The sequence below is a fragment of the Mycolicibacter nonchromogenicus genome (assembly GCF_002101775.1).
In the GTDB taxonomy this organism is placed as follows: Bacteria; Actinomycetota; Actinomycetes; order Mycobacteriales; family Mycobacteriaceae; genus Mycobacterium; species Mycobacterium nonchromogenicum.
The window spans coordinates 36,386-60,537 of record NZ_LQPI01000018.1 but is presented as its reverse complement, the minus strand read 5'-3'; the positions used below and the strand labels follow the sequence as shown (position 1 = coordinate 60,537).

The following is a 24,152-nucleotide window of genomic DNA, read 5'->3' as shown; positions in this document are numbered from 1 at the left end:
TTGCTGCGGTGCTGGTAATCGAGGGTTTAGCGAAGCTGAAAGCCTAAGCTCGATCAGATGGACGTACTCGGTGAGCTGAACCGGTTGGTGGCGTGTTCGGACGGCGCGCTGGGCGCCCTGGTCCGCCAGGTGTGCGGACAGACGCTGGGCTTGACGCCGCTGCCGGCCGAGAGCAGCGCCGAGACATCCGATGCCGATCCGGCGGTGATCGAATTCGCCGAACAGTTCTGTGTGGACGTCTCGGCGATCACCGACACCCAACGTGTCCGGCTTCAAGAGGCGCTGGGGGACAAGGCCTTCGACGCCGTCGTACAGATGTATATCGGCGACTTGGTTCCGCGGGTGCGCGCCGGGCTCGAGGCGGTGGGTGTCGCGGTGTCGTGGCCGGACACCATCGCCTGGGATCGCACCAGCCACCCCGCCGACGCCTTGTTCAACGGGTTCATGCCCGCCGTCGCCCGGCTGCGGTCCCTGGATCCGGTGACATCCGAGGTGGTGCGGTTGCGTGGAGCCGCCCAGCACAACTGCCGGCTGTGCAAGTCGCTGCGTGAGACGACTGCACTGGACGCCGGCGGATCTGAATCGCTCTATGACGACATCGAGCGCTTCGAGGAGTCCCGACTGCTCAGCGAGGCGCAGAAGGCGGCGCTGCGCTACGTCGACGCGCTGATCTGGACCCCGGCGAACATCGGCACCGAGGTGGCAGCCGGAGTGCGCCGGCACTTCACCGACGCGCAGACCATCGAGCTGACGTTGGATGTGATGCGCAACGCCGGCAACAAGATTGCGGTGTCCTTGGCCGCCGACGCACCGCGGGTCGCCGAGGGGACCGAGCGCTATCTGCTGAACGCCGACGGCCAGACCGTGTACGGCTGAACTCAGGCGGAGTGCCGCGCCAGAAATTGCAGGATGGCGTCGGCGAAGATGTCGTTGCGGTCACCGGCGACCATGTGACCGGCCCCGGCGACGTCGACGAACTCCACCTGCGGGAACCGGGCCAGGAACTCCTCGGCGTTGGTAGCGCCCACCAGGTCGCTGAGCTGGCCGCGTACCAGCAACATCGGCACACCGCCGTCGAGAATGGTCTGCACCGCGGCGTTGAGTCGCTCGACATCGTGAATCTCCATCGGACCCTGATGCTCGGGACCGCGGATGAACTGAGGGTCCCAGTGCCAGTACCAGCGGTCGCCGCGGCGGCGCAGGTTGGTGGTGAGCCCGTTGAGATCGGCGGGACGGGGCCGGTGCGGGTTGTAGGCGGCGATCGCGTCGGCCACCTCATCGAGGGAGGCGAAGCCGGTCTCCATCTTTTCGGCCATGAAATCCTGCACGCGCTGCGCGCCGGAGGGATCCATGTTGGGCACGATGTCGACCAGCACCACCGCGCTGGCCACCCCGGGGGCGAGTTCGCCGCTGAGCAGCATCGCCGTGCACCCGCCCAGTGAGGCGCCTACCAGCACCGGGTCAGGCGGCAGGGTGCGCAGCACCTCGTGGACGTCGGCGGCGAAGCTGACCAACCGGTAGTCGCCCTCGCTCGCCCAATCCGACTCGCCGTGGCCGCGCAGGTCCACGGTGACCGCCTGCCAGCCACGCTCGGCAACCGCTGCGGCGGCCCGGCCCCATGATCGGCGGGTCTGCCCACCACCGTGCAGGAACACCACTGCGCGCGCGTCGGGGTCACCGTGGCGGTCGGCGATGATCCGGAGATCACCGGGGGCGTGGGTGACGAAGGTTTCCGCGGTCATCCTGGGATAGTAAGCCGACCTTGGTAATGGCCGATCAGTTGGCCGGTCAGGCGAACGGCTGCAGGGCGAATCGGCCCCAGGCCAGGAACGCGAACATCGCGATGAAGACGGTGTCGCCGACCAGATAGAGCCACTCGCTGCGCCGGAACCGAGTGGTGGCGGCGCCGGCCATGAACAGCATCAGTCCGGTGGCGGCGATCGGTACCAGCAGTGGCGCCACACCGACAGCCGCCGGCAGGACCAGGCCGGTCGCGCCGAGCAATTTAATGGTGCCGACAACCTTGAGGTGGCTGTCGCCGAAGTCGTCGACCCAGTGCTGGCTGGCCCCCAGCGCCCGGTACTTCGTCCGTGGCAGCAGCAGCAAGGTGGTGCCGCCGATGGCAAATCCGGCCGCGATGACGCCGGCGATGATCCACAACGCGGTGTTCATGGCGTGCTCCTTCGTGTTCGTGGTTACCTCACTCAGGTGGGGCTCGTCATTACCTATGACGGGTCGACACCACGAGAGGTAACCGATGACCACCGAGTCGCAATGGGCGCAAGCCTTCGAGCAGGAGCGTCATCGCCTACTGGCGTTGGCATATCGGGTGCTGGCCTCCTGGTCGGATGCCGAAGACGCGGTCCAGGAGGCGTGGCTGCGACTGTCGCGGCAGGACATCGATGCGATCGACAACCTGCAGGGATGGTTGACGACGGTGATCAGCCGGATCTGCATCGACACCCTGCGTTCGCGTGCCGCGCGGCCCGAGGTCTCGATCGATCAGGACTTTCCCGATCTCGTGGTGACCGACGACCGCGACACACCGGAAGAGACCGCAGTTCTGTCGGATTCGGTTGGGCTGGCGCTACTGGTCGTGCTGGGGTCGCTGCGCCCCGATGAACGGCTGGCGTTCGTGCTGCACGACATGTTCGCGGTGCCCTTCGCTGAGATCGGACCGATCGTGGGGAGGTCGGCAGAAGCCGCCAAGATGCTGGCCAGCCGGGCACGCCGCAAAGTCCAGGACGTACCGACGCCGGCGGGGGATCGGCGTGCGCAGCGCGAGGTCGTCGATGCCTTTCTGGCCGCCGCGCGGGATGGGGATTTCGACGCTCTGCTGCGGGTGCTGGACCCCGAGGTCTCCTGGCGTCAGCACACGGTGCGCGGGGTGACCGTGACGACCGGATCCAGCGCGGTGCTCGAGGCGGTTCGTCGAGGTCAGGGGGCGCGCATCACCGTGCGTCGTGTCCTGGTCAATGGCGAACCCGGGATCTTGGGCTGGGGTCCGACGGGCCGGCCGCTGGCCCTGATGGCGTGCACGGTACGAAGCGGACGACTGGTGGGCATCGTGTCGATCTCGGACCCAGTCCGCCTGGCCGGCATGGAGCTGCCCGACCCGCCCGGGGCGTAACCGCTGACTCTTCATCGGCGAGTCCGGCGGCAGGCGCTAGTGTCATGGTCGCCAGTCAGTGCCAGGGGGCGGTAGCTCAGTTGGTTAGAGCCGTGGACTCATAATCCATTGGTCGCGGGTTCGAGCCCCGCCCGCCCTACCACGTTCTCGATATATGCCGCGGGTGATGCGGACGCCTCCCGGGTGAGGAGTTGAGCCGAGCGTCGCCCGGCTCAACTCCTCAGCTGTCACACCCCGAAGAACGTGTTGAACAGCGCTTGCATCAGTTCACCGGTGTCGAGCATGGGAATCTCATTGAACGTGGTCATCCCGTCGACAACCGATGTGGCAGAGTCGATTTGGTCTGGCGTCAGTCCGAGGTAGACCTGGTGCAGCGCCAAACCGTAGAGCATGTCCTGCCAACTGGTGTTGCCCAGCAGCAGGTCCCACCAGGTTTTTCCGATGTGTTCGGCGAAGATGTCGCCTTCGATGTTGAACACTTCGGTGGGGTAGAGGTTGGTGGGGACGGCGGCGGGGTTCGCGCCGAGCATCACGAAACGCAACGCGTCGGTCGGGACGCCGGCCTCGATGAGTTCCTCCTGGGCGTAGGAGGCAATGAGGCTGCTCTGGGAGTAGGTGAAGATGGTCAGCGGGTCGGTGCAGATACCCGACGTGTCGCAGCCCATCTCGCCGGCGAGGAAGTCCTCGAGGATCGAATCGACGAGGATTTCTTGGCCCTGCGGAACGCTCCGAAGGAAGTCCCAGCTGTTGGGGAGGGTCAACGCCTCGACAGTAGCGAGACTGCCGCTGTAACCCAGCGGATCGAGGTACAGGTCAAATCCGTTGCTGATGTAGCCGGCCGATGGCGTCGCGATGCCCGTCGGACCCAGAACAAAGGCGTCGGTCGAGCCATAAAGGAAGTCGTATTGGTTGTTGTTGCCGTTCGCGGCATTGGCCGCACCGGCGAACGCGAATGCGGCGCCGCACAGCGCCGCGCCGATGATCAATTTCTTCATGACTTCCCCTTGCACGCGAACAGGTAGCGATTGCCTGCCCAGCGACCGTGCTGGGCAGGCGGTTTCATTGGCCGACACCTTCCGATGTCGGAAGTCAAAGGTAAAAAGTAATTCAGGTTACGTCAAATTAAGCCTTCAGTTTTCACAGCATCGCTGAATGGCGCCGACAAATATCTGGCAAATTGATCTTATAAAGGATGCTGCAGGTTGGAATAAGAAGACTTAGGTCCAGAATTGAGGACTCGCTCTGGAGGGGTTGCCGTCACCACGATCCGCTTGCTGCAATGCCACCGGCGGACAAGTTGGCCCCGGTTTCGGGGCTCGGCACACACCGCGGGCCCTCAGAAGAGAGGCCGACGCGCCCACAACCCCGAAAATCACCCATTCTTGGGTTGACCAACGTGCCCAGAGTTACCGTAGTGGCTCCAGTAATGAAATGAGTGTTGTGGGATCAGTCAGTCACCTTCGGATCACCGTCGGCATCGCAGCACTGGTCGCGGGCACACTGGCCGCGACACCAGTGGTGGCGACGCCGGCTGACGTCGTCGTGCGGGCAGCCGAGCTGACGGCCAGTCCCTTCGACCCCTACGTGGACCTGATCACCAACACCATCGACAACCTGGGCACCATCGGCGCCCACTGGCTGGAAGACCCGCTGCCCACGGTGGTCCAGTTGGCCACCAACTGGTTCGACTACGCGCAGCGAACGTTCGAGGCGTTCGGGGATACCGCCCAGTCCTTCGTGGACGGGCTGATCAACCTGCCCGACCAGCTCGACACGTTGTTCAGTGCCATCGCCTCGAGCGATATCACCGCGGCGCTGGGGGAGGCGATCATCATCGTGATCAGCGCCTTCCCGGTCTTGGGGCTGGTGGATCGCCTGGTGGCGATCCCCATCGACATCGTCGGCAACGTGGTGAACGCAGCGATGACCACCCTGCACGCCATACAGGTACCGGTCGGCCTTGCCGCGCTGAGCTCCGTGCATGCCGTCATCGCCGAGTTCGACACCCTCGCCCGCGATTTCATCGATGACCTGGCGGCCGGCGATATCACCGGCGCGCTGGTCGGGCTGATCGGAGCGCCGGCCGATCTGCTCAACGCCTACCTCAACAGCGATGCCCCGGGCCTGGCCGGTCTTCTGGCCCCGTTCGAGGACCTGAACCAATCGGGCTTTGTCGATGCTCTGATCAACTTTCTGCCTCGCGCGGTCGCCGAGTCGATCGGTGCGCCCTACTCGCCGATCGATGGTGCGCTGCCGCCGGACCTGGGCGCCTTCGACCTGGACCCGCTCGAGCCGAGCGCTCTGCTGCCGGACTTCTGAATTATCCGGCACCCGCGCCGTACCCAAGGGCGCGCGCGCCGCTGCCGCGACCAGAAACCAAGTTAATCCGAAGAATTCATTGAGTTCGATCTGTGATCGTGTCGTGTTACCGGCGTGATTTCTGATGCCCATTGTTACGGAAGTTGCCTGAGCGTTCCGCGAGCGAGTCGGTGTCGTAACCGAATAAGGAGTCTGGTCCGTGGTGGATGGGGTTAAGCGTTGTCGGCACCGGACCGCTACGACCCGCGTCACCACCCGCCGGGTGCGTTGGACCGCGGTAATCGCCGTGCTGGCAGTGCTTTTCGGAGGCGCCGCGGCTGCAGTGGGGTTGCCCGGGGTGGCGTCAGCAGCCGCCGCTGAGGCGCAGAACGTGGTGGCCGTGACCACCACCGCCACCCCGGTCAGCGCCGGGTTGATCGCCGTACCACCCAGCCCGGCCACCCAGTTCGTCATCGTCACCCCGCCGGCGCACGGCACGGCGACCATCACCGGCGCCACGTTCACCTACACCCCCGCAAACGGCTTTGTGGGCACCGATGCCTTCAGCTACGCCACGACCGACGGTGCGGGCGCCTCCACACCGGCCACCATCGGCATCCAGGTGATGTCTCCCGCGTCGAAGCCGCCCTCACTGGCGACTGCCTGCACCGATCTGGGCCCGGCCTTCAACCCGGTGTGCACGGCGATCGGTGACATCACCGACCCCCTGGTGAACGCCTGCAGCACAGTCGGCTCCGTCGAGGCGTGCAGCTGGTTCGGCGGCAACAAGCACGGGCTGATCAGTGCCTGCTTCGATGTCGCCACCGGCCAACTGGCAGCAGCCTGTAAGACTCTCGACGCGGCGGCCCAGCTGGTGGCCAGCCAGTGCCGGGTGATCAATGGTCCGATCGACTACTGCGCCCTGCGTAACGGCAGCCCCATCGGCGATCGGTCCGTGCAGACTTACCTGGCAGGTCCGGTGCACAGGGCGCTGGAGCAGCAGTACCGGCTGAGCATGACTCTGCCGCTGGGGGAGGCGCAGATACCTGCCACCCACAACTCGTTCAACTACACCAATGCCAATGTTCCGCCGACGTTGTCGGGCATGGATCCCGACCAGCTGTATTCGTTGGTCAACCAACTTGACTTGGACATGCGCTTCCTCGAGCTCGACCTGCACTGGTATCCCAGCCTGGGCGCCCCCGGCGGGTACGCACCGATCTTGTGTCACGGGTTCGACAACCACCTGGGCTGCACCTTCGAAAAGCCCGCGGTCACCGGCTTGCAGGAGATCCGGCGCTGGCTGGACGCCCACCCCGACCAGGTGATCGTCCTCTACGTCGAGAATCGGCTCGACGACCCGGTCGACGACATCACCAAGTCGCTGCCGGCCGGGGCCGCGGTCATCGAAAGCACATTGGGCAACACCTCTGGGCGTGACCTGCTGTTCCGTCCCACACAGGTGCAGCCCGGCTCATCCTGCGACAACCAGCCGATCCCCCTGGGCGTGAGCATGGCCCAGATCCTGGCGAGCGGCAAACAGGTGCTGCTGTATACCAACAGCGGTTGTGGCAAGAACGCGGCGTGGGACGCCCTCGGCTTCAACGACAGCAATGTGGCAGAGAAGGGCAGACCGGTCACCGTCCAGTACCCCGACTGCTACTTCAGCAGGGCCCAGTACCAGAACTCCTACACGCGGTTCTTCGACTCCAGCACGCTGGTCGACGTGCTCGCCGGCGGCGGCAATGCGCAGCCGATGACGTCCGCCGACATTCTCCAGATGATGAAGTGCGGTGCCAACGCGCCCGGCCCGAACTTCGTGGACCCACAAGCTGATCAGCTGGCGGGCTTCGCCTGGAGCTGGTCCTACGGTCAACCGGTGACCAGCCCCACCCAGCAGTGCGCCGTGCACAACGGCGACGGCCGCTTCCAGGCCGAGGCCTGCGGCCAGTTCTTGCCCTACGCCTGTCAGGGCCCCGACGGCTGGCACATCAGCTCGGGCGCCGGCCAATTCGCCGGTGGTGCCTTGGCGTGCGTGGGGCAGGGGACCTTCGCCGTGCCCCGCACCGGATATCAGAACGAACTGCTCCAGGCGGCCAAAGCCCAGGCCGGCGTCGACCGGGTCTGGCTGGCCTACACCGCCGGCAGCGACGGCAATTGGAACATGGGATCGACGCCCCCGCCGGCACCGTCGGCCACCCAACTCCGGCCGGCCACGCCGGGCCTGCCGGCATACCCGCTGGAGGTGCCCGAGCTGTTGGGGCCCGTCACGGTGTCCTGACGCCCGGAGACTGCGGTGCTTACAGGCCGATGAGGTCCAGCAGGCTGTCGGCCGCCAGCGCGGGCACGCCGACGAAGACGACCGCCGGCAGCTGGAAGAACAGGGTGTCCAGGCCCGCGAAGGCGTGATAGAGACCGTCGACGATCTCGCCTGCGAAGAATTGCTGCCCGCTTGCGATCAGCTCGTAGAGGCCTGCTTGGGCCAGTTCGGTCACGCTGGGAATGAGCGTGGACCAGTCCAAGCCCGAGGGGAGGTCGAAATCGCCGGCGTATGCCAGGTAGCTGGCGATGTCCTGCCCCAGCAGACCGCCCACCGTGGCCAGCACGATGTTCTCCGGGATGGCGGGGAAAATGTTGCCCACCGCGGAGCTGAAGTTCCCGGCTGCGCCGATCAGGTCAAGCCCAAGAAGGTCCGACACGCCCTGTTGCAGTTCGCTTTCGGCGAGAGCCAGGTTGGTCTCTAGGGCAGTCCAGAGATCCGCCGCGCCGGGTCCCGGAAGGGGGTAGGGGTAGGGGAGGATGGTGTAGTCGGACGTCAGCGCCACGGCGGCTTGCTGCACCGATGGGGCCATGGGGGCGGGTCCGGCGGCGATAAGACCAGCGCTCGCGAGCATGACGGCTGCCGTGCAGCTTGCGCGACGAACGTTTTCCACTAGGCACCTCCTGGCGAAGCTAACGGACGTTTCGTCCGTTTTTCCGAACGTAGCGCCCAAGATTGCTTAACGCAACATGAATTGCGATTGGGGTTTACTCAGGTTCTACGCGCGTCGAGTGCCTCGCCGCCTCGCGCAGCGGGGCATCATTTCCGGGAACACCGACAATTCAAGCGGCGAAGCCACGGCCGCTGAGGGAGAGCTGAGGGAGAGATGCCGTGACCGACCGCTACGCCATCCCACCCGTCGAAGTCCTGCGTGCCCGCGAAAAACTGGTGCTCGATCATTTCCGGGACGAAGTGCGTCAGAACTGGGACGACGTGCTGGCCACATTCCCGCACCCTCACTACGAGATCATCCCGACCCTGACCGTGCACGACGGCGACGCAGCAGTGCGCGGCTACTATCACGACACCCGAGTGGCGTTCCCCGACCAGAACCACGAGATCATCGCGGTGCGCCACAGCGCCGACGCGGTGATAGTTGAATTTTGGCTGACCGGAACGCATTTAGGGCCGCTGGGCGCTGTTCCTGCCACCGGGTCACGTCACCGCACCCGCATGAGTGCCTACTTCGTCTTCGACGAGCACGAGAACCTGGCGATCGAGCGCATCTACTTCGACACGCTGTCCATGGTCAGACAACTGATCGGCGGCATCAAACTGCGCGATCCGCGATCTTGGCCGTTGGTCGTCCGGGTCGTGCGGGGTCTGCTGCGCATGTCGGGGTCGCCCGATCCCAACCTTATGGATACCCCGCCGGCCGACCTGCCGTGCTGAACCGCCCAGGCCTGGACTGCACGGGTCCTACGGTTGCACTATGGACGGGTAGCGACCATCCGATGTGACCCTGTGGGGGATGAGGAGGTCACGAAAAGCCGTGTCCGACATCAGCGAACTACATCAAGAATTGCTGGGCCGTGTTCTGGGGCGGGGCGGGACGGCGTCACCGGAATTGCGCCGGGCGGCATACGGCAACACCGGACTGCGGGAACCGATCAGCACCCTGATCGACAAGGTGGCCCTGCGCTCGCACAGCGTGGCCGACGAGGATGTCGCCGCCGTCAGAGCCGCAGGGCTGAGCGAAGACCAGATCTTCGAGATCGTGGTGTGCGCCGCGGTCGGCCAGGCGTCCCGGCAGTACGCCGGCGCCCTGGAGGCGCTCGCCGCCGCCGAGGACCGGGGAACCCGATGAGACTGGGCATCCTGGATCACGGCCACCGGCTGCGCACCAAGGCCGTGCTGGGAATCATTCGGCTGGTGTCACGGCAGCCGGTCGTCGATGCCGTCAAACTCGCGTTTTATCGCCCGGAGTTCTACGGCGGTGGTCCGCTGACCAACGAGGCGATGCGCGGGCCCTCGGCGTGGACCATCGGGGAGCGAGAACTGATGGCCGCCTACGTCTCGAAGGTCAACGACTGCCCGTTCTGCGTCGCCGCGCACACCGCCACCTCCACCCTCTGCTACGACGACGCGACCGCAGCCGCCACCCTCACCGACCTGGACACCGCCCCGATCACCGAAGAGCTACGGGCCACACTTCGCCTGCTCGGCAAGCTGACGGGCCGGCATCGCGTCGACGCCGACGATGTGCGTGCAGTCCTGGCGGCTGGTGTCACTCCCGCGCAGGTCAAGGATGCGTTGGCGGTCGGTCTGGTCTTCAACATCACCGACCGGTTGGCCAACGCGTTCGACTTCGCGGTGGCCGGCCCAGCCGTCATGGAGGCCGGAGCACGACATCTGATCAAGCGTGGTTACGGCTAGCGACCCGGACTGTTGAGTCCATGGCCATCCGGCGCGCGGTGGACGTCATCCCCGGCCCACTGAGCCCGGCTACAGCTTTCCGGCGACGAAATCGGCTGCCTGGTTTACCATCCCGGACGAGATATATTCACTGGCCATGTGTTGCGGCCAGTTCGCCTCCCAGGTGTTCGGGTCGGCGGGATTGCAGATGGGGTCGGCGCCATGGCACAGCTCGATGGTCCGATCGTTGTAGACCGGACTGAAGTTGGTGATGGGTCCGATCCATTGACTGCCGTTGCCGAACAGCGCAACCGCCGCGATGTGCTCGTCGGCTCCCGGCGGCAGGGGATTGGTGAAGCCCAACGCGGAGAAGGGGACCGCCAGCACCACGTCGGTGACCGCCGCGCCCAGCGAATATCCCCCCGGCACGATTCGGGTGTTGGGGCAGCCGTTGATCGTGTTCTGGATGTGGGCGCTCATGTCGTTGGCGCCCTTGTCGATCTCGTTGTCGGCCGGGTAATTCACCGCATAAAGGCTGACGTACTTGGACGTCTTGGAGCGCAGAGCGCTGACGAAGGCGTTGCCGATCGCGCCTGCCCCAGGCGATTCCAGGCGCCCACGGGCGAACACCACTTCGACGTCGGGGCAGGCCGCGCTTGCCGGTGCCACCGCGCCGGGGGTTCCGGCGGGCAGCACGACAGGGGCGGTCAGCAAGGCTGCCGCCAGCGCAGTGGCTGAACCTGCGAGTCGCAATCGCTGGGCCGGGGAATCGCTCACGAAGTGGATAGTAATGGTCTGCGACGCTTCGTCGCCACCGACAGTGACCGGACCCACGCGTGGGGGCCAAATCGGGGTTTGCGGCGGCTATTCGGCGTCGGCGGGCCCCAGCAATCGCACTTCCTCGAGGTCCATCTCGGCCTGCACCGCACGTAACACGATGTCGTCGATCTGATTTCGGTCGCGCAGCTCGGTGACGGCACGGCGTTTGTGCTCCAGGACGCCCAGGTGTACTCGGCGCACCACGTCGTTGCGTTCGGTGGCCGCGTTGGGTCGATCGGCGGCCGCCACCAGCTCGGCCTGATCCTGGTATTCCTTGAGCAGCCGACTCACCAGATCCGGGTCGGCGCCGAGTTCGTCGGCAACCCGCGGCAGGGCCTGAAGGGCGGCTTCGGCGGCGCGGGTACGTGCCAGATGCAACTCCTCGGCCTGCGCCGCGTCCTCGGGCATTCGCGCCCACCGCACGACTGCGGGCAGGGTGCTTCCCTGGACCAGCACCGTCACCAGGATCACGAAGGTGACCACGTAGATGATCAGGTTGCGATCCGGAAATGGGGCGCCCGCATGGGTGGTCAACGGGACAGCCAATGCCGCGGCCAGGGAGACCGCGCCGCGGAAGCCCGCCCAACTCGCCACCGCGCGCTGGCGCCAGTTCACTCGGCGGGCCCGCTGCACGTCGCGCCGGTCCAGGGTGCGCAGGAGCACGGTGGTGATCTCCGACCACGCGATCCGGGTCACGACGACCACGCCGGTGACAGCTAGGGCCAGCACCGTGGCATGGCGAAGGCCCTCACCGACATTGACGATCCCGTGCACCGCGCCGGGAATCTGTACGCCGACGAAGACCCACAGTGAGCCGTTGATCAGGAATGTCGCCAGGTCCCAGAATGCGAAGGCCTGCAGCCTCGAACGAGCCCCGATCACCCGCGGGCCGACGTAGGTCAGCACCAGTGCCGACACCAGCACCGCGACAACACCGCTGCAGTGGAAGCTCTGGGCGAGCAGGAACGCCGCGAACGGCGTCAACACACTCAGGGCACCTTCCTCCAGCGGCGCGTCAATGCGGCGGCGCAGCAGCGTGACTGCGGCACCCACCAGCAGTCCGGCCGCGATGCCGCCGAGGTACGAGCCGACGAAGCGGCCCACCAGGTCGACGGGGCCGATCGACGGGCTTCCCGTCGCGACCGCGACCGTCACCGCGAACATCACCAGCGCGGTGCCGTCGTTGATGATGCTTTCGGCCCGCAGCACGGTCAGCTGGCGGCGGGGCAGTTTCTTGGCCAGCCCCGCCACCGCGGCGGCATCGGTGGGCGACAGCACCGCGCCCAGAACCGACGCCGCATGAGGTTCCATGCCCAGCGATCGCGCGGTCCAGGACACGGCCAGTGCGGTGGCGATCACCAGGCCGACGCTGATGAGCACGATCACCCGCAGGTTCGCCCGGATCTCCCGGAAGCTGGTGTTCATGCTCTCCCAGTACAGGATCGCCGGCAGGAACAGCAGCAGAACGATTTCCCCGTCGAGCTGGGTTTCGCCGAAGCGGGGAATCAAACCCAGCATGCCGCCCAGCAGGATGAGCAACACCGGCGGGCCGACGCGATACCGCTTGCCCAGCAGCGTGCCGCCGACCACGGTGGCGACAAGGGTGACAACTACGACGAGGCCGAACACCCCTCACATCCTTGCGTGGCCGCCGGGTTTACGCAGCCCCCGATTTCAGCCGGGCCGGGACTGCTCCAGGTACGTCGCCAGAGCGTTGGTCAGGCCGCGGCGGGCCTCGTCGAGGTCCGCATAGGAGCCCAGCTGGCGCTCGGAGACCAGCCCGCGCATGGCGCCGGGGATGAGAGCGGCCACCTCTCGTACCCGTTGGGGATCGACTCCGAGGTCGGCGAAGGCCGCATGGCACGTCGTGAGCCAGCTCTTGCCCCACGAATACAACTCGGCTGCGGTCCGCGGATACAGCCTCTCCAGTTCGCGGTGGTCGCGGGGGAGTGCGGCCCGCAGGTTCTCGATCGCGCGTGAGTCCGGCGATGCCAGGCCGTCATAGAGTGTGTCGATGATGGCAGCGACCCGTTCCCGCAGCGGCGCATCGGATTTCACGCTGCCGAACGCCGAGATCGCGGCATCGCGGCGCTCGGCGGTGCGGTGTAGCACCGCTGCCCAGAACCCGTCGACGTCACCGAACTGATACTGCACCGCGCCCCAGGTGGCGCCGATCTCCTTGGCGATCCGGCTGGCCGACACCGCGCCGGGGTCGCCGGTGGCCAGCGAGCGCACCGCGGCGTCCAGCATCGCCTCGCGGGTGGCCTGCCCCCGCTTGTTGCTGCGTCGCGCCGGTGATGGAGCCATCGGTCGAATCGTAACAACATTTACATAGCGCCCCCTATGATTCTGCCGCGACGCGCATTATGCTGCGACAGTCGGCCCGCTCGGAGACCACAGAGAGGACGCGTTGGCATGGCCAAACCGCCGTTGTCGATGAACCCGACAGGCTGGTTTCAAGTCGCCTGGTCCGACGAGATCGGCATCGGTGATGTGCACACCATGAAGTACTTCGGCCGGGAAATGGTGGCCTGGCGGGCTGAGTCGGGGCAGCTGACCGTGATGAACGCCTACTGCGAACACCTCGGTGCGCATCTGGGCTTCGGCGGCACCGTCTGTGGCGAGGTGCTGCAATGTCCGTTCCATGGCTGGCAGTGGAACGCGCAGGGGCGCAACGTGTGTATCCCGTACCAGGACAAGCCCAACCGCGGCCGGCGCATCACCACCTATCCGGTCATTGAGCGCAACGAGTCGGTGTACATCTGGAACGATGCGCAGGGGCGGGCGCCGTTCTTCGACACGCCGGATGTGTTCGCCGGCTTCGACGACCGCACCGCCGCCGACTACTACCCGCAACAGCGGCTGTTCCGCACGGGTCTGGAACTGCACCCGCAGTACGTCCTGGAGAACGGGGTGGACTTTGCCCACTTCAAGTTCGTGCACGGCACTCCGATCGTGCCGGTCTTCACCCGCCACGATTTCGCCGAACCGGTGTCCTACGTGGACTTCACCATCACCTTCGAAGGTGATGACGGCCAGAAGATCGAGGACGTCAACAGCGGCGTGGAAGCGATCAACGGCGGCTTGGGGATCGCGGTGACCAAAAGCTGGGGGATGATCGACAACCGGACCATCTCGGCCATCACGCCCGTCGACGACCGCACGTCAGACGTCCGCTTCATGGTCTACATCGGCCGGTCGCCGTCCGGCGATTCAGAACGCGCCGCGGCCCGGGCAGCTGATTTCGGGCGCGAAGTCATCCGCCAGTTCGAGCAGGACATCCACATCTGGTCGCATCAGCGCTATTCGGATCCACCGGCCCTGGCGACCGCCGAGTATGAGGGATTCACCGCAATCCGCCAGTGGGCCAAACAGTTCTATCCCGACGGCATCGGCGGCAGTGCCGCCGAGGTCGCTGAACGCAGAGCGCAGAAGGGTTTCACCGCATGAACGCACCCATTCGTGTCTTCCAGGTCGCCACCGGCAACGTCGGAACCGAGATGATCCGGCGATTCGCCGCCCGCGATGACCTCGAACTGGTTGGCGTGCACTGTTATTCGCCGGACAAGATCGGCAAAGATGCCGGCGAGCTGGCCGGGATCGCACCCAACGGGGTCATCGCGACGGGCAGCGTCGAGGAGATCATCGCCGCCAAGCCCGACGTGCTGACCTTTCACGGCGTGTTCCCCGACGAGGACCTCTACGTCACGATCCTGGAAGCAGGCATCAACATCGTGACCACCGCGGACTGGATCACCGGCTGGCACCGTGACCACAACCATCCGCACCCGTCGGGCAAGCCGGTCAGCCAGCTGTTGGCCGAGGCCTGCGAAAAGGGCGGCGCCACCTTCTACGGCACCGGGATGAACCCGGGGCTGAATCAGATTCTTGGCGTGGTGTGTTCGGCTGACGTCGCCGAGATCGAGAACATCACCACCATCGAGTCGGTGGACGTGTCATGTCACCATTCCAGGGACACCTGGATCGAGGTGGGCTACGGTCAGCCCGCCGACGATCCGGACATCCCGGCCAAACTGGAGAAGTTCACTCGCGTCTTCGCCGACAGCGTGCTGATGATGGCCGACTGCTTCGATCTGACTCTCGACGAGGTGACCTTCGACTACGAGCTCGGGGTGTGTACCCGCGACGTCGACCTGGGCTGGTACACCCTGCCCAAAGGCTCCCTGGGCGGCAACTACATCAAATACCAGGGGATGGTCAACGGTGTGCCGCGCGTCGAGACGCACCTGGAATGGCAGATGACGCCGTTCACCGAACCGAACTGGAACATCAAGGGCTGCTACATCACCCGGGTCACCGGTGATCCGTGCGTCTACAACAAGCACATGATCTTTCCCAAGCCCGGAGTGGACCTGTCTAACCCGGACAACTTTGCCTCGATCGGCATGACCGTGACCGGGCTACCCGCTCTCAACGCGATCAAGTCGGTGGTGGCGGCGCCGCCCGGCCTGCTGACCAGCGCCGATCTGCCATTGCGCGGATTCGCCGGACGCTTCCGCATCTGAGAGCCCGGCAGGCACGAATCAGGGCAGCGGTGTGCCGGAACTGCCCCCCTGCAGCGGAGTCCCGGAGCTGCCGGACGGCGGAGCCGGCGTGGGGTTCGCGGGCCGCGGCGCTGGGTTACGAGGTGGTGCAGCCGGCGCTGGGTTGCTGCCGCCGTTCGCCGGGAGCTGCGTCCCGGCTGCGGTCGGCTCCGGCTGCGCGGGCGCCTGCGGCGGCGGCGCCACCCACCGGAGCAGTTCCGCGCCGCCGGTCTGGTAGACCAGGCTGTTCGGTGCGTCGCCGGTGACGTCGAAGTAGACCTTGCCGCTGGTCTTCTGGCCCTGGGTGAGCGCGGTCGGAACGATTCCCTGAGGGGTGGGCACAGTGAACAGGGCCTGGTAGCTCTGGCCGCTGGCTGAACGGGCGTTGAGGTTGGCGACGATGGGGAAGACGGTGCCTTGGATCGCCTCGTCGGTGGCGGTGGCTTCCCACAGCGTGCCGCGGGGCTGGTAGGCGATGGTGTCTGAGCTGGGGCGCAGATCGCTGATCGTCCAGCCGTGGATTCCGGGGCCTTCGGGCAACGTGCCCTGGGTGCCGATCGGTTGCGTGGGGGCCGGGTCGGGGTCGGCGCCGGCGATTCCGGTGCCCAGGGCGCCCGCAGCGACCAGTGCCGCGGCCAAGGCGGTCGAGATGGACTTCATGAGACGGTCTCCTCAAATCGGCTGCATGCCGACGACACGCGGTTAATGCGATCGTAACGGGCTCGGTGCCAGGCTACCCAGGAGCGAACCCGGCCCGGCCTCGGGTAGCGGAGCCGGGGACGACAGGGCCGCGTTCAGCCGCCTCACCAGGATCGACGGTCAGGAGTGTGAACTCCACCAGGAGTAGAACTGCTCCAATGTGGACGTGTTCCGCTCGGTCCGCAGCGAGCCGATCGTCAGGTTCGCGTCGTTGGTCCAGACCAGTACCGGCGACCCCTGCCGCATGCCGCACAGCAGTGTTCCGGCTGTCTTGTCCGGGGTTGCGGTGCGGTGCCAGGGGCCCGGCGACTGGATCCGGCCCGGACAGGTGACCACGGTGGTGGCCCGCACCGTGTCATCGAAACTCTGACGCAGCGCTGTGGCGTCGGGGAACAGTGCGTATGTCGCGGCGGGCGGACCGTCGACGTCGATGTTGCGACCGCACGTCATCTCGGCGACAGCCCCACCCGACGGCGTGGACGACGTACAGGAGGCTTGGGGATAGCCCGACGGCAGGAGCTTGCGCAGACGGGCCTGCGCCTCGGCCGACGACACCGTCGTCGTGGGTTGACTGACCTCCGCGGCGGACTGCGAGGTGTCGCTGCCGGCAGTCAGGTCTGAAGACCCCGATCGGCTTGTCAGCCAGGCGATCAACCCGACCGCGACGACCAGTGCCGCCCCGATCCGCAGCAGCAGCTTGCGTTTGGCGGGGTCTTGGCGCAGACCCCCGCGTCGTGATGACGTCGACCAGTCGTCGGTGGCGACCGAAACCGGAGGCCGGCCCGACTGGCCGCTGACATCGGGAGTCGGACTGGGCTGGGCCGGTGCCACCTCACGAAGCGGTGCCGGGGAAACCTCGGCTGCCGCAGCGGGCGGCGGCTCTGCCGCGGCCGTCTGGTCCGCCCCGCCCGGTGGCGTGCTCGGCTGCGGCTCATCGATCAGCGGCGCGGTGGACTGCTGGCTGGTCTCATAGATCTGCAGCGTCCGGTGCTGATCGGGCGCGCTGAGCGCCTGATATGCCGCGGTCGCCAGCTCCGCGGCGCTGGCATATCGCTCCGCCGGATCCTTGGCCATGCCTTTGGCGACAACCTCGTCCAAGGCGGCCGGGATGGTCGCTCCGGCATGGCTGGGCCGCGGGATCGGCTTGTTCTGATGCGCGTTGGCCAGCATCTTCGGGCTGTCGGCCCGGTACGGTGGCGAACCCGTCAAGCACTGGTAGAGCACACATGCCAGCGCGTACACATCGACTGCCGGCCCGAAGTCGGTTCCGGAGAACAGCTCCGGTGCGGCGTACTTCCAGCGCGCTCCGGCGTTCTGGGCGTCAGCTGCCTCGGCGCCCGGAGCACCGGCAAGCCCGAAATCCACCAGATAGACGAAGTCATCACTGGTCACCAGGATGTTGCGCGGTTTGACGCCGCGGTGGATCACCCCGACGCTGTGTGCGGCGTCCAGCGCCGATGCCGCCTGCCACACCACGTTCACCGCGCGCGGCGGAGACAGTACGCCCGTGCGCTTCAACAGTGCGGCCAAGTCGGCACCGGGAACCAGCGGCATGTCGATGAACACCTGGCCGTCGACCTCGCCGTAGTCGCGTAACGGGACCACGTGCGGCTCCTGCACCCGCCCGATGAGCGGCGCCTCATGCTGCAGCCACTCCCGAAATGCCGGATTCCCGCCGAACGCCGGCGACAGCAGCTTGAGCGCGGCGGCGCGGTTTCTGTGCGTGTCGAGCGCCTCGTAGACCTCGCCGGTGGTACCGCGACCCAGCAGTCGTCTGAGGAGGTAACGCCCCACCCGTGACCCAGCCCGCGAACTCGACGCGGTCTCACTCATCACCGACTCCTCACGGAAAGCCATGAACCGCGGTCACCGAACTTCGTGCCCGACGACATTGCCGCCAATGATTCCACCATTGGACCGCGCCGCCATCAGCCGGTCGCGGCTACCTCGTCCGGTTCATGCGGCCGGCCCGGCAGGTCAACGGGCAGTGAGGTTGCTGATCGTCAGGATCTCCAGGTTCCGGTACGCGCGGCCGGTGGGTTGCACCAGATCGTGGAACCACAGCTGCGGCTCCCCGGTGTAGGGATGGTCCCAGGAGTCCCACGGCAGGTAGGTCTGGGTTCGACCTGCGACGAATCCCCAGTTGTAGGCACCCACATTGTGCCGCTTCATGATCGGCAGTATCCCGTCGATGGTGTTGCCGCGGGTACGCGCCAGATATTCGGTGCACAGGATCGGCCGACCCAGAGGCGCCAGTTCGGCAATGCGCTGGCTGAATGTCTCCGGCCTGTCGTAGGAGTGGAACGTGATGATGTCGGAGCTGTTGAGTTGGGTGTTGACGATCGTGCTGCCCTGCCGCGAGCCTTCCCATATCCCACTGGTCAGCGGCTGACGGGCATCGACCGATCGGGCCCAATTGAAGACCTGGGGAAGCAGGTCGCTGATGTAATCCAGCTTGTCCGATCGTTCGACAGCGCTGTACTCGCGGGCCATATTGTCCGGCTCGTTCCACAGATCCCAGGCCAGGATCCGTTCGTCGTACCGGAACTGGGTCATCACGCCGGTGACGTAGTCATACAGGGTGCGGTAGTAGTTACGGTCCCCGAGTCGCTCGGCGCCGGGGCTCTGCACCCATCGTGAATTGTGGATGCCGACTCGGGGGGCCGGTTGTGGTCCGGCCTTGGGATGCGGGTCCCAGCACGAGTCGAACAGGACGAACATCGGCTTGATCCGATTGCGGGCGGCGACTGCGACGAACTGGCCCAGCCGCTGTTGGAAGCCGCGCCGATCGGCGGCCCACAGTTGGTCGTGCAGGAACACCCGCACGGTGTTGAAGCCCGCAGACCGAGCCCAGCCCAACTCGGCGTCGATGCGCCGCAGATCGAAGGTGCCCGGCTGAAACATCTCGAGCTGATTGACGGCGGTGGAGGTGATGTAGTTGGAGCCGACCGGCCAACCCTGCGCCTGGTACCAGCGATTCGCCCGGTCGATCGACCACCGGCCGGGGTCCGCGCCGGCGCGTGGGAGCCGGCCCAAGGTGGGACCCGCCGCCAGCAGTAGGGGCAGCCCCAGTGCCGTTCGACGCTTCACGAAGTGACCATAGCGCTCAGACCTGCTGCGCAGCGTCCTGACGCGCGGTCTGTCGCCGAGCAAATCGGCCAGCCGAAACCCGTCCGACAGCGGCCACTTACACTGCACCGAAACCGTCAGTCCCATTCGTGTTGCCGGGAGGCCGACTATGTCGCAGCACCTGCAGGACAAGGTCGTCCTCATCACCGGTGCCGGCGGCGGCTTCGGCAAACTGATCGCCGAGCGGTGCGCCGCCGCCGGAGCTCGCGTGGTCGGCATCGACATCGGCGCCGAAAGTCTGGCGGCGGTCTTCGATGGGATCCGTGAGGCGGGACTGTCCGGCAGCTACCAGGTCGCCGACGTGACCGACATCGAGCAGATGAAGGCCGCCGTGCAGCACGCGGTGCAGACGTTCGGCGCGGTGGACGTCATCGTCAACAACGCCGGTGTGATGCCGCTGGCCTACTTCGCCGATCACGAGAAGGCGTGGCAGCGCTGGCACCGGGCGATCGACATCAACATCAAGGGCGTGGTGAACGGCATCTCGGCCGTCTACGACCAGATGATCGCCCAAGGCCGTGGTCACGTCGTCAATATCTCGTCGATCTACGGCAACGCCGGCATCGCCGGCGCTGGGGTCTACAGCGCGACCAAGGCCGCGGTCGCCGTCTTGTCGGACTCGCTGCGTAGCGAGGCGAAGGGAAAGATCAAGGTGACCACCGTCAAGCCGACCGGTGTCATGGGCACCAACCTGGGCAACGGCGTGGTCAACGGCTCCGCGATCATGGGCATCGTCGGAGCCCGCGGAGAGAGCTACAGGCAGTCGGTCCGGGCTTATGCGCAGGGCACCCTGGAACCCGAGCAGACCGACATCGACTCGGTGAAGTACTGGCTGATCACCCCCGAAGACCTCGCCGAGGCGGTGGTCCACGTCATCGACCAGCCCTGGGGCATCAGTATCAGCGACATCACCGTGCGAGCGAGCGGCGAAGACTACATCTACTGAGGCCCACGTGAAGGCGACCGATCAGAGGCGGTGAGCGGGATGTCTTCCGACACCTGGTCATCGCCGGCGTACACCCCCGACGAGGCCGAGCGTTATCACGCCGTCGGCTGGTGGTCCCTGACCACGCTGTCAGATGCGGTGCGCCACAACGCCCAGCGATTCGCCGACCGGGACGCCTATGTGGACTATCTCGGCGCAGCCTTGACCTGGCGAGAATTCGACATCGCCGCAGACGTATTGGCGGCGCGGTTGGCAGGTGCGGGAGTGCGTCCGGGAAGCCGGATCGCGGTGTGGCATCGCGACGCCGTGGCTATCCATGTTCTGTTCGTGGCGATTGAGCGCTGCGGGGCGATTGTGGTCGGTATCGGCGCACGGGCCGGAACCCGGGAGGTGGCAGCGATTCTGGCCGCTTCGCAGGCCCAGTTGTTGATCACCGATGAGCAGCGGCACGCCGTCGCGGCCGGACTCGACATCCCGACGCTGAGCGTCGATGCACTGCAGGCGGCCAACGTAACCGGGGTGCCGGGGCCGCAACTCGGTGCGGATGACGTCTTCCTGATCAACTCCACCTCCGGTACCACCGGCCTGCCCAAGTGTGTGGTGCACACCCAGAATCGCTGGCATTACTTTCACCGATTGGCCACCGCCAACGGGCAGTTGAGCGCCGACGACGTCTTCCTGCCGATCATTCCCACGCCGTTCGGTTTCGGGCTCTGGACCAGCCACACCACCCCGATCCATCTCGGGACCACGGCGATCCTGTTGGAGCGCTTCAGCGCAGCCGCGACCTGTGCCGCGATAGCCCGGCACAGGGTCACCGTGTTGTGCTGTGTCAGTACTCAATTGACCATGCTGATGGCGGATCCGGCCAGCCGCGAGTTCGATCTGAGCTCGCTGCGCGTCGTGTTCACCGGCGGTGAGGCATTGCCCTACCGGCCGGCCGCGCAGTTCGAGGAGCTCACCGGCGCGAAGATCCTGCAGTTCTACGGCTCCAACGAGACCGGAGTGCTCAGCGCCACCACCCTGGCGGACTCCTTGGAGCGGCGGCTGCGCACCGGTGGGCGAATCGTGCCGGAGATGGCGGTCCGGCTCTTCGGCGGGGAGGACGGCGACACCGACGTGACCGACACCGGCCGCGGTCAGCCCGCCTGCCGCGGCCCGGCCACCAGCCTCGGCTACCTCGACGGGATCGACCACGACAAACTGTTCACTGCCGACGGGTGGATGCGGATGGGGGATATCTGCGAGATCGACGCCGACGGATATCTGAGCGTCACCGGCCGGACCTCGGATTTCATTCTGCGCGGCGGCAAGAACATCAGCGCCGCCCAGGTCGAAGACGCGGTGATGACTCATCCCGCGATCGCGGTGGCCGCGGCGGTGCCGATGCGCGACGAGGTGTTCGGTGAGAAGGTCTGTGTCTACGTCGAACTCGCACCGACGGCCACCGGCACTCTTGAGTTGGCCGAACTCGTCGAGCACCTGCTGGCGCTCGGGGTGTCCAAAGAGCTGTTGCCGGAACGCCTTGTGGTCACCGACCAGTTGCCACGCTCATCCGGGGGCAAGATCGCCAAAGGGGTGTTGCGTGAGATGGGTGGCTATTCGTAGCCCTCATAGACCTGTGATGGTCCTTCGGGGGTGATCAGATAACCGACCGTCGCGATGTGGACATCGCCGATCGGGTCGAGCTCTCGATAGCCGCCGAACAGCTCGATGTCGTTGTCGTGCAGACCTACCCGAAATCCTCCCCAGAGGTAGGGCACCGGGAACCACAACTGTTTGCCGGTCAGCTCGTGCAGCACCTCCACCGGCGGATAGCGCAGCATCTGACGCAGGTCGCCATCACGGAACAGGTGGTGGATCAGGCCGTCGATCACGGCGGTGAGCTGGGTGTTGAGCGCAGCTATCCGGTCGCGGTCCAGGGCGGCCGGGGGCGGTCGGAGCACTTCCAGCAGCGCATCGGACCGCCGGTGGTCGACGGCGAGGTCATAGGCGGTGCGACCGGCGGCGTCGCGATGGGAGCGCAGCGCGCCGTGCTCTATCAACCAGGACGCGACGTCGGGGGACGCGCCGTGCCAACCTGCCTGGTGCAGGACCGTCAGCCAGGTCTTGCCTCCGGGCCGCCAGGACTTGATGTCGACCACGTGATCGCCGCGGTCGAGTTCCCGGATCACCGTGCTCCACTTGCCGCGCTTGGCCATGTCCGCCAGATACAACGCCGCCTGTGCCTGCCGGTTACCGAGCAGCGCGCGGTCCATCACGCCCGGCCACAGCGGCGCGTTGTTACGGATCTGCGCGTAGGTCGTCACAGTGGCATCCTCTCGCGGTTCGCGCCGCGATACCTGAGCCCGCGATTATGGATCTGCGTCGTAATCGAGGAGTTCGTCCGGATGGTGGAGATGGTTGATTCGCGGCGGGCCGGTGCCGTCAGTCCAGGCTAGGCGGCCTTGGTCGGTTACGTGAGTCTCGAGGTCGCCACGGGTGGCGCCGCCGTGATCTCCGCCGCAGGCGAAGTAGAGCTCGTCGGCGTTGGTGCGGCCGTCCTGAGCCCAATCGGTCGAATGGTGAACTTCGCAGTGGTAGCCCGGCTCTGGACAGTTGGGTCGGGTGCACCCGCGATCGCGGGCATGGCAGATGATCCGGTGATCCAAGGTAGCGATCCGTTTACTGCGGCCCAGATACAACGGCCGATCGGAGTGGTTATCGAAGACAGTGAGGTAGTGAATCGAGTTGGCTGCCATGCGGATCAGGTCACGCATCGGTAGGCGGCTACCCCCGCCGGTGCGGGCCGCAGCCGGCATCGGGACTTCCGGGTCGGCCATGGTTTGGGCCGCCTGGACGAGGTCGTCGAGTTTGGTGGTGACGATGACGGTCACCGGAATGCCGCGGTGAGTGCCCATGGCGCCGGACTCGATGCCATGGCGCAGGGCCAGCTTGAGTGCATCGTGGTCTCGTTGCCCCGATGATCTGGAATCGCGTTCTTGAGCGCCCTCGGGCTGGCGGTGGCCAGGGCGAACCGCAGCGATGACTGCTTCGAGGTAGGCGCGGGCTTCCGGGTCGATGCATCCCGACAGTCGGCTCATCCCATCGGGGCCTTGGCGGCCCAGGACCAGGTTGCGGCGGCGTGCCCGGTCCTCATCGGTGAAATTCCCGTCGGGATTGAGGTGATCGGCGATGGCGTGACCGAGTGCGGTTACGAAGACGGCGTCCTGTTCGGCCGCGTGGCTCACCAGGGTGCGTTCGGCGGCTGCGCGATCCGCCGGTGCGACCTTCGCGGGCAGTTCGTCGAGAGCCTTGGTGACCGCCTTGATGTGGTCGTCACCGATACGGCCGTCCTCGACAGCGGCGGCGACTTCGGGAAGCTCGGGCGGGGCCGGCGGCCCGGTCAAGTTGCGGCGCGGCCGGATGCGGGCTGCGATGCGGAACCGGCGCCGGACTTCCGCGCGGGTGATACGCAAGCGCGACCACAGCAGGTCCGTGATCTTGGTGTCGGCGGGCAGTCGGGGGTCCTCGGGACCGTCGGCGGGGTCGGCGATCTCGCCGAAGATGCGGTAGGACAAGCCACGGTTGACCCGGTGCTGGAGTTCGAGGTGTTCGGCGACTTCGACGCGAAACGCGTTGCCGACGATGTCGGTGTCAGCGCAGCGGAGCCGGGCTTGGGCGTCGTCGATCAGCGCCAGGTCCGCGCGGATGGCCGCACGGGCCGCCGCGGCGGGAGGAAGGACCTGATCGGGATCGGACACATTCTCAGAGTATCGAACAATCGTTCGAATATTAGGGGTCGAACGGCGAGCTGTGGATGGACCGGGCAACTGTGGATGAGGGCGTCCGGGGTTGCGGCACGCCCGCCGGCGTGCGTGGCACGGGTTCCGTTCCTGTCGGTATCGCCCTATATACAGTTCTGTTCAACCT

23 protein-coding genes and 1 tRNA gene are annotated in these 24,152 nt (G+C 66.2%); 12 read left to right on the top strand and 12 right to left on the bottom strand.

The genetic code is table 11. From position 1 onward, the window contains the following. Positions 1-57: 57 nt before the first annotated feature. Positions 58-876 carry a carboxymuconolactone decarboxylase family protein gene (locus AWC18_RS00840; protein WP_085137065.1) on the top strand — a complete coding sequence of 273 codons (819 nt, stop codon included), beginning with the start codon at positions 58-60 and terminating at the stop codon, positions 874-876. Between the two features lie 2 nt (positions 877-878). On the opposite strand, the gene AWC18_RS00835 is transcribed toward AWC18_RS00840, so the two are convergent. Both AWC18_RS00835 and AWC18_RS00830 read right to left on the bottom strand, forming a co-directional pair. Beyond that, positions 879-1,742: an alpha/beta fold hydrolase gene (locus AWC18_RS00835; protein ID WP_085137063.1), complete on the bottom strand. Its 864-nt coding sequence runs from the start codon at positions 1,740-1,742 to the stop codon at positions 879-881. 46 nt (positions 1,743-1,788) lie between these two features. Then, positions 1,789-2,172 carry a DoxX family protein gene (locus AWC18_RS00830; RefSeq protein ID WP_085137061.1) on the bottom strand — a complete coding sequence of 128 codons (384 nt, stop codon included), beginning with the start codon at positions 2,170-2,172 and terminating at the stop codon, positions 1,789-1,791. Between the two features lie 85 nt (positions 2,173-2,257). Here AWC18_RS00830 and AWC18_RS00825 point away from each other — a divergent pair, with 85 nt between their 5' ends. Further along, positions 2,258-3,130, top strand: coding sequence for a sigma-70 family RNA polymerase sigma factor (locus tag AWC18_RS00825; protein WP_085137059.1), 873 nt, complete (start codon positions 2,258-2,260; stop codon positions 3,128-3,130). 65 nt (positions 3,131-3,195) lie between these two features. Continuing rightward, positions 3,196-3,272: transfer RNA gene (locus AWC18_RS00820), tRNA-Ile, on the top strand. Positions 3,273-3,357: 85 nt separating this feature from the next. On the opposite strand, the gene AWC18_RS00815 is transcribed toward AWC18_RS00820, so the two are convergent. Then, the gene (locus AWC18_RS00815) at positions 3,358-4,203 is read right to left on the bottom strand and encodes a PE-PPE domain-containing protein (protein ID WP_234801215.1); all 846 of its coding nucleotides are present in this window, start codon (positions 4,201-4,203) and stop codon (positions 3,358-3,360) included. Positions 4,204-4,570: 367 nt separating this feature from the next. Between AWC18_RS00815 and AWC18_RS00810 the strand changes: the two genes are divergently transcribed. Both AWC18_RS00810 and AWC18_RS00805 read left to right on the top strand, forming a co-directional pair. Beyond that, the gene (locus AWC18_RS00810; RefSeq protein ID WP_076047464.1) at positions 4,571-5,449 is read left to right on the top strand and encodes a hypothetical protein; all 879 of its coding nucleotides are present in this window, start codon (positions 4,571-4,573) and stop codon (positions 5,447-5,449) included. 199 nt (positions 5,450-5,648) lie between these two features. Next, positions 5,649-7,709: a phosphoinositide-specific phospholipase C-related protein gene (locus tag AWC18_RS00805; RefSeq protein WP_131825940.1), complete on the top strand. Its 2,061-nt coding sequence runs from the start codon at positions 5,649-5,651 to the stop codon at positions 7,707-7,709. Between the two features lie 19 nt (positions 7,710-7,728). Here the strand turns inward: AWC18_RS00805 and AWC18_RS00800 are convergent, their stop codons facing one another. Continuing rightward, a complete protein-coding gene (locus AWC18_RS00800; protein ID WP_131825939.1) occupies positions 7,729-8,268 on the bottom strand; it encodes a hypothetical protein in 540 nt (179 codons plus the stop codon). A gap of 311 nt (positions 8,269-8,579) precedes the next feature. Here AWC18_RS00800 and AWC18_RS00795 point away from each other — a divergent pair, with 311 nt between their 5' ends. The 3 genes from AWC18_RS00795 (at position 8,580) to AWC18_RS00785 (ending at position 10,124) form a co-directional block, all read left to right on the top strand. Further along, complete coding sequence (locus AWC18_RS00795; protein WP_085137057.1) at positions 8,580-9,140, top strand: ester cyclase; 561 nt, start codon at positions 8,580-8,582, stop codon at positions 9,138-9,140. Between the two features lie 100 nt (positions 9,141-9,240). Continuing rightward, positions 9,241-9,555, top strand: coding sequence for a carboxymuconolactone decarboxylase family protein (locus AWC18_RS00790; RefSeq protein WP_085137055.1), 315 nt, complete (start codon positions 9,241-9,243; stop codon positions 9,553-9,555). Further along, entirely contained in the window at positions 9,552-10,124 is a 573-nt protein-coding gene (locus AWC18_RS00785) for a carboxymuconolactone decarboxylase family protein (RefSeq protein ID WP_085137053.1), read from the top strand. Before AWC18_RS00790 ends, AWC18_RS00785 begins: the two co-directional genes overlap by 4 nt. A 69-nt stretch (positions 10,125-10,193) precedes the next feature. Here AWC18_RS00785 and AWC18_RS00780 read toward each other — a convergent pair whose 3' ends face one another. The 3 genes from AWC18_RS00780 to AWC18_RS00770 form a co-directional block, all read right to left on the bottom strand. Next, on the bottom strand, positions 10,194-10,880 hold the full coding sequence (locus AWC18_RS00780) for a cutinase family protein (protein ID WP_085137093.1): 687 nt from the start codon (positions 10,878-10,880) through the stop codon (positions 10,194-10,196). An 87-nt stretch (positions 10,881-10,967) separates the two neighbouring features. After that, positions 10,968-12,551: a Na+/H+ antiporter gene (locus AWC18_RS00775; RefSeq protein ID WP_085137051.1), complete on the bottom strand. Its 1,584-nt coding sequence runs from the start codon at positions 12,549-12,551 to the stop codon at positions 10,968-10,970. A gap of 45 nt (positions 12,552-12,596) precedes the next feature. After that, positions 12,597-13,229 (bottom strand): TetR/AcrR family transcriptional regulator, encoded by a 633-nt coding sequence (locus tag AWC18_RS00770; protein ID WP_064999620.1) that lies wholly within the window; start codon positions 13,227-13,229, stop codon positions 12,597-12,599. 108 nt (positions 13,230-13,337) lie between these two features. Between AWC18_RS00770 and AWC18_RS00765 the strand changes: the two genes are divergently transcribed. Together AWC18_RS00765 and AWC18_RS00760 are read left to right on the top strand one after the other, a co-directional pair. Further along, the gene (locus tag AWC18_RS00765) at positions 13,338-14,372 is read left to right on the top strand and encodes a Rieske 2Fe-2S domain-containing protein (RefSeq protein WP_085137049.1); all 1,035 of its coding nucleotides are present in this window, start codon (positions 13,338-13,340) and stop codon (positions 14,370-14,372) included. Continuing rightward, positions 14,369-15,448 carry an NAD(P)H-dependent amine dehydrogenase family protein gene (locus AWC18_RS00760; RefSeq protein ID WP_085137047.1) on the top strand — a complete coding sequence of 360 codons (1,080 nt, stop codon included), beginning with the start codon at positions 14,369-14,371 and terminating at the stop codon, positions 15,446-15,448. Before AWC18_RS00765 ends, AWC18_RS00760 begins: the two co-directional genes overlap by 4 nt. 18 nt (positions 15,449-15,466) lie before the next feature. Here the strand turns inward: AWC18_RS00760 and AWC18_RS00755 are convergent, their stop codons facing one another. From AWC18_RS00755 to AWC18_RS00745, 3 genes are all read right to left on the bottom strand, one after another. Next, positions 15,467-16,126 carry an MPT63 family protein gene (locus AWC18_RS00755; protein WP_085137045.1) on the bottom strand — a complete coding sequence of 220 codons (660 nt, stop codon included), beginning with the start codon at positions 16,124-16,126 and terminating at the stop codon, positions 15,467-15,469. A 159-nt stretch (positions 16,127-16,285) separates the two neighbouring features. Further along, entirely contained in the window at positions 16,286-17,998 is a 1,713-nt protein-coding gene (locus AWC18_RS00750) for a serine/threonine-protein kinase (protein ID WP_165757959.1), read from the bottom strand. A 144-nt stretch (positions 17,999-18,142) separates the two neighbouring features. After that, positions 18,143-19,255, bottom strand: coding sequence for a cellulase family glycosylhydrolase (locus AWC18_RS00745; RefSeq protein WP_085137091.1), 1,113 nt, complete (start codon positions 19,253-19,255; stop codon positions 18,143-18,145). A 148-nt stretch (positions 19,256-19,403) separates the two neighbouring features. Here AWC18_RS00745 and AWC18_RS00740 point away from each other — a divergent pair, with 148 nt between their 5' ends. Beyond that, positions 19,404-20,240 carry an SDR family oxidoreductase gene (locus AWC18_RS00740; RefSeq protein ID WP_085137041.1) on the top strand — a complete coding sequence of 279 codons (837 nt, stop codon included), beginning with the start codon at positions 19,404-19,406 and terminating at the stop codon, positions 20,238-20,240. Positions 20,241-20,279: 39 nt separating this feature from the next. Further along, on the top strand, positions 20,280-21,848 hold the full coding sequence (locus tag AWC18_RS00735) for a class I adenylate-forming enzyme family protein (protein WP_085137039.1): 1,569 nt from the start codon (positions 20,280-20,282) through the stop codon (positions 21,846-21,848). Here AWC18_RS00735 and AWC18_RS00730 read toward each other — a convergent pair. Beyond that, complete coding sequence (locus tag AWC18_RS00730) at positions 21,839-22,549, bottom strand: ankyrin repeat domain-containing protein (RefSeq protein WP_085137037.1); 711 nt, start codon at positions 22,547-22,549, stop codon at positions 21,839-21,841. The two genes, AWC18_RS00735 and AWC18_RS00730, sit on opposite strands and share 10 nt — an antisense overlap. A 45-nt stretch (positions 22,550-22,594) precedes the next feature. Further along, positions 22,595-23,983, bottom strand: a complete 1,389-nt coding sequence (locus tag AWC18_RS00725) for an HNH endonuclease signature motif containing protein (protein ID WP_085137035.1) — start codon at positions 23,981-23,983, stop codon at positions 22,595-22,597. Between the last annotated feature and the right edge of the window lie 169 nt (positions 23,984-24,152).